The organism is Streptomyces katrae (assembly GCF_000966975.1).
In the GTDB taxonomy this organism is placed as follows: domain Bacteria; phylum Actinomycetota; class Actinomycetes; order Streptomycetales; family Streptomycetaceae; genus Streptomyces; species Streptomyces katrae.
Map to the genome: position 1 here is coordinate 1 of NZ_JZWV01000753.1, position 3,336 is coordinate 3,336.

The window sequence follows — 3,336 nt, forward strand, 5'->3', positions numbered from 1 at the left end:
GGGCTCGGCCGGCGGGATCGCCGGAGAGCCGCCCTATATGCGCAGGAGCTGGAGTTCGCTGAGGGACGGGGGCGCCCGCCCGTACGCCGTCGCCCCGGCCGGCGCCGCGTGCGCGGCCGCCGCGCCCGCGGGTACGCCGCCGGGCGCGGGAGCGAGGGCGGGCAGCACCGGGCCACCGCTGGTGCCGGAGGCCGCGCACGCGGGGTCGGCGTGCTGGGCGTGCCCACCGCCACGCCCGCCGTGCGCGGGGCCGTCCTCGTGCCCGCAGACACGGGCGCCGACGGCCGACACGGGGTGGGCGGCGGTGGCACGGGCGAGGACGGAGGTCGCGGAGGCGGTTCCGGCGGGGGCCGGGGCACCCGGACCGGTCGTCCCGCCATGGGGCGCGGCCCCGGTGGCGGGCCGGGCGTGCGTCACGGCCGTGGTCCCCGCGTGGGGCATGGCGCCCGGGGTGGGCCGCGCCGGGCCGCCCGGGCCCAGGCCGTGCATGGCGAGGAGGCCCGTGAGGACCGTCAGGACGAGGAGCAGGAGGGCGGGCCGGCCGGCAGGCCGCCCCACTCGTTCTGCTCGCGTCGTCCTCATGCCGGGCATCGTATGCGAGCCCGTCGGGATACTCCAAAGGGGTAGGGGGTATGTGACGCCGGCCTCAGGCGGGCCGGCCCCGGTGCAGCTCCAGTGGCCCGCTGCCCTCGGCCAGGGCATCGAGGCAGGCCTTGATCTGCCGGCGCAGGTGGGGCTTGACCAGCCCGCGGAGCTCCTCGCGGGGCGCGGTGCGCCATTCCAGCAGTTCGGTGGGCTCCAGCCGGATCCGGTCCAGCGCCGCCGCGTCCAGCACCCCGCCGTCGTAGAGGAACCTCACCCGTGCCGGGTAGCCCGGGCGGTGGGACCAGTTGACGGCCAGGAGCCGGCCCGGAGCCAGGTCCAGGCCGATCTCCTCGCGGACCTCCCGCGCCGCGGCGGCCCGGGGGGTCTCCCCGAGGTCGCTGTCGACCCCGCCCCCGCACCAGCAGCACCCCGCCCGCCGCGTCGGTGAACAGCACGTTCGCCGCGGTGAGGGCCTTGGGCCGGGCGGCCCGGTGGGCGGCGGCGTCGTAGCCGCCCGCGTGCTCCCGGGCCGCGCGGTCCGCCGGGTCCAGGCCGGCCGGGGAATCGGGCTGCGGGACGCCCTCGACGAGGTGCGCGAGGGAGCCCGAGTACAGCGCGGCCAGCGCGGCGCGCAGCCGGGCCGCCAGCCGGGCGGACAGCTCCCGCAGGGCCTCCTCGGGGGCGAGCCAGCGCGCCTCGGAGACCTCGCCGTCGGGGAAGGAGAGCGCCCCGGCCCGTTCGTCGGAGAGCGGCCCCACCAGGTACACGTGCACCACCAGCGAGCGCCCCAGGACCCCGGGCCGGCAGGAGTCCACGGCGAGCAGCCGCCCGACCGGCACGGTCAGGTCCAGCTCCTCCTTCAGCTCCCGGGCCAGCCCCTCCTCCGGGGTCTCGGTGTCCTCCACCGTCCCGCCCGGCAGTTCGAAGCCGTCCTTGTAGGAAGGGGTCAGCACGAGGACCCGTCCGCCCGCGTCCAGGACGATCCCGGTGGCGGCGACCAGCGGGGACGGCTGGGCGGCGTAATAGGCGCGCAGGGCTTCGGGCGAGGGTCGGTCGGGCACGGGACGGCTCCTGTCGGACGGGCGGCTCCCGCGCATCACTATCACGCCCGGGCGAGGAGCATGCCGCCCATCGTGACCATGGTCGCGGCCACCAGTCCGTCCAGCACCCGCCAGGCACCCGGCTTCGCGAGCACCCCGCTCAGCAGCCGGGCGCCGTAGCCGAGGGTGGAGAACCAGGTCAGGCTCGCCAGGCCGGCCCCGATGCCGAAGGCCCAGCGCAGGTCCCCCCGGTCGGCGGCCAGCGAGCCGACCAGCAGCACGGTGTCCAGGTAGACGTGCGGGTTCAGCCAGGTCATCGCCAGGCAGGTCAGCACGGCCGCGCGGGCGGACCCGGAGGCGGCCCCCTCGGCGCTCAGGGCCGCCCCCGGGGCCGGGCGCAGCACCCGGCGCGCGGCGAGGACCCCGTAGCAGATCAGGAAGCCGCCGCCGGCGATGCCGACGGCCGTCAGGGCGGCCGGCCAGGCCGTGACGAAGGCGCCGACGCCGGCCACGCCGAGGGCGATGAGGAGCGCGTCGGACACCGCGCAGATGGCGACCACCCACAGGACGGCGTGCCGGCGCGCGCCCTGCCGGAGCACGAAGGCGTTCTGCGCGCCGATGGCGACGATGAGGGACAGACCGGTGCCGAAGCCGGCCAGGAGCGCTGCGGTGATGCCGTTGTTCATGCTCCGACCGTAGGCAGCGCGGTCAGCTGAGTACAGCTAAAGATTTTTACGTACCCTTAGCGTTCGTGATGGACGAGCTTCCCCTGGACCAGGTACGGACCCTGCTCGCGGTCGTCGACGAGGGCACCTTCGACGCGGCCGCCGCCGCCCTGCACGTGACGCCCTCCGCCGTCAGCCAGCGGGTCAAGGCCCTCGAACAGCGCACGGGGCGGGTCCTGCTGATGCGCAGCAAACCGGTCCGCGCCACCGAGTCCGGCGAGGTGGTGGTCCGCTTCGCCCGCCAGCTGGCCCGGCTGGAGCGCGACGCGCGCGCCGAGCTGGGGATGGGCACGGCCGACGGGCAGGGGCCGGTCCGGCTCCCGATCGCGGTGAACGCGGACTCGCTGGCCACCTGGTTCCTGCCGGTGCTGAGCCGGGTCCCGCAGGACCCGCCCGTCTGCTTCGAGCTGTACCGCGAGGACGAGTCCCACACCACGGCACTGCTGCGCGAGGGTCAGGTGATGGCGGCCGTCACCTCCTCGCCCGACCCGGTCGCGGGGTGCACCGTACGGGCGCTCGGGCTGGCCCGCTACCTGCCGGTGGCCGCCCCCGGCTTCGCGGCCCGCCACCTGGCCGGGGAGCCGGCGGCGGACCTGCGCACGGCGCCGACCATCGTCTTCGACCGCCGCGACGACCTCCAGGACTCCTTCGTCCGCTCGCTCACCGGGGACGGCACGGGCGCCTCGCCCGTCCGCCACCGGGTCCCGACCTCGGAGGGCTTCCGCGACGCGGTGGCCTCCGGACTCGGCTGGGGACTGGTGCCGGAGGCGCAGGCCGGGCCCCTGCTGCGCGCCGGGGCGCTCGTACGGAAGCTGGACTCGCCCGCCCTGGCGGCGGTGGCCCGGCTGGTCGCCGAGACCGCCCGCGGGGCGCTCCTGCCGCCGGGCCGGCCCGGCTCCGGCGGCCCCGGCGCCGGGGACCGCCCGCGCTGAGCACGCCGGGAGCCGGGGCGCCCGGGACGCGTACCGGCTCCGCCACCCGGACCC

The 3,336-nt window shown here is 77.4% G+C and carries 4 protein-coding genes and 1 pseudogene; 1 reads left to right on the plus strand and 4 read right to left on the minus strand.

All coding sequences use genetic code 11. From position 1 onward, the window contains the following. Positions 1 to 33: 33 nt before the first annotated feature. The 4 genes and pseudogenes from VR44_RS25885 to VR44_RS25895 all read right to left on the minus strand — a co-directional run bounded on the left by VR44_RS25885 (position 34) and on the right by VR44_RS25895 (position 2,311). Positions 34 to 582, minus strand: a complete 549-nt coding sequence (locus tag VR44_RS25885) for a DUF6153 family protein (protein WP_045950009.1) — start codon at positions 580 to 582, stop codon at positions 34 to 36. Positions 583 to 646: 64 nt separating this feature from the next. Further along, positions 647 to 1,150, minus strand: coding sequence for an NUDIX domain-containing protein (locus VR44_RS46490; RefSeq protein WP_245692211.1), 504 nt, complete (start codon positions 1,148 to 1,150; stop codon positions 647 to 649). Positions 1,151 to 1,244: 94 nt separating this feature from the next. Then, positions 1,245 to 1,682: pseudogene (locus VR44_RS49220) on the minus strand (NUDIX domain-containing protein); the annotation flags it as partial. A gap of 5 nt (positions 1,683 to 1,687) precedes the next feature. After that, a complete protein-coding gene (locus VR44_RS25895) occupies positions 1,688 to 2,311 on the minus strand; it encodes a LysE/ArgO family amino acid transporter (RefSeq protein WP_045950007.1) in 624 nt (207 codons plus the stop codon). A 68-nt stretch (positions 2,312 to 2,379) separates the two neighbouring features. Between VR44_RS25895 and VR44_RS25900 the strand changes: the two genes are divergently transcribed. Beyond that, positions 2,380 to 3,282: a LysR family transcriptional regulator ArgP gene (locus tag VR44_RS25900; protein WP_045950008.1), complete on the plus strand. Its 903-nt coding sequence runs from the start codon at positions 2,380 to 2,382 to the stop codon at positions 3,280 to 3,282. Positions 3,283 to 3,336 lie beyond the last annotated feature (54 nt).

What these genes read in the sequence shown, in the direction of transcription:
- VR44_RS25900 (WP_045950008.1), top strand. Translation starts at nt 2,380, where the DNA reads ATGGACGAGCTTCCCCTGGACCAGGTACGGACCCTGCTCGCGGTCGTC.
- VR44_RS25885 (WP_045950009.1), bottom strand. Translation starts at nt 582, where the DNA reads ATGAGGACGACGCGAGCAGAACGAGTGGGGCGGCCTGCCGGCCGGCCC.
- VR44_RS25895 (WP_045950007.1), bottom strand. Translation starts at nt 2,311, where the DNA reads ATGAACAACGGCATCACCGCAGCGCTCCTGGCCGGCTTCGGCACCGGT.